Origin of the sequence: Shewanella sp. TB7-MNA-CIBAN-0143, from assembly GCF_040310065.1 — a bacterium.
GTDB lineage: Bacteria > Pseudomonadota > Gammaproteobacteria > Enterobacterales > Shewanellaceae > Shewanella.
In genome coordinates this window covers 1-1,200 of sequence record NZ_JBEOPL010000056.1, presented here as the reverse complement: position 1 = coordinate 1,200, position 1,200 = coordinate 1, and the positions used below count along the sequence as shown (strand labels likewise).

1 pseudogene is annotated in these 1,200 nt (G+C 46.0%); it reads left to right on the top strand.

Going from position 1 to position 1,200, the window contains the following annotated elements:
• The first annotated feature begins 72 nt into the window (after window positions 1–72).
• Window positions 73–1,160: pseudogene (locus AAEY97_RS21090) on the top strand (IS3-like element ISShfr8 family transposase).
• The last annotated feature ends 40 nt before the right edge of the window (window positions 1,161–1,200 follow it).

The window sequence follows — 1,200 nt, the reverse complement described above, 5'->3', positions numbered from 1 at the left end:
GGTAATCCCCCCTAAAAATAGTAGATTTCAAAAGTAGAATTTTCTCGTAATATATACGCAGGGAGATTCTGCATGAAAACATCAAAATTTAGCGACAGCCAAATCCTAGCAATCCTTAAACAAGCCGAAGCTGGCACCCCAGTTCCGGGGCTTTGCCGTGAGCATGGCATGAGCTCTGCGACCTTCTACAAATGGCGCGCCAAATTCGGTGGCATGGACGCTTCTATGATGGCGCGATTGAAGGAGTTAGAGGCTGAGAATTCACGACTAAAAAAAATGTATGCCGAAGAGCGACTCAAAGCTGAAATACTCAAAGAGGCCATCGAAAAAAAGTGGTAAAGCCGTCGCGGCGGCGGGAGCTGGCGCAAAAGGCGGTGCAAGATAAAGCCATTTCGATCGCATTTGCGTGTGTCTTGTTTGGACTCAGTGAGAGCTGTTATCGCTATCAGGCAAAACTCAGTGATGAAAACGCTGCAATAGCCGACTGGTTACAGCAACTGACATCAACCCATCGGAGTTGGGGGTTTGGGCTATGTTATTACTTTTTACGTAACGTGAAACGCTACCGATGGAACCATAAGCGGGTGTATAGGATTTACCGAGAATTGTAGCTAAATCTACGAATTAAGCCGAGGAAACGCTTGAAGCGTGATAAACCGGACGCATTGGCGGTGCCAGAGGCAATCAATGAATGTTGGTCCATGGACTTTATGCACGACCAACTGGAAGATGGTCGCAGCATTAGGTTATTGAACGTGATTGATGATTACAACCGTGAAGGCTTGGCGATAGAAGTCGACTTCTCCTTACCTGCGGAGCGTGTGGTGAGAACATTGGATCAAATCATCGAATGGCGTGGAAAACCAAAACAGATACGCAGTGATAATGGTCCAGAGTATATAAGTGCGATACTGGCTGCCTGGGCTGAAAAACACAATGTAGAACTGAAATTTATTCAGCCTGGCAATCCACAGCAGAATGCCTATGTAGAACGCTATAATCGGACTGTGCGATACGAATGGCTGAGCCAATATCTTTGGAATAGTATTGCCGAGGTACAGGAACATGCGACACAATGGCTATGGTTTTATAACAATGAAAGACCCAATACAGCAATTGGTGGTGTCCCACCAAAGCAAAAACTGGCACTAGTGGCCTAAGTCTCTACTTTTGACCTCAGCTAAAAATGGGGAGATTACC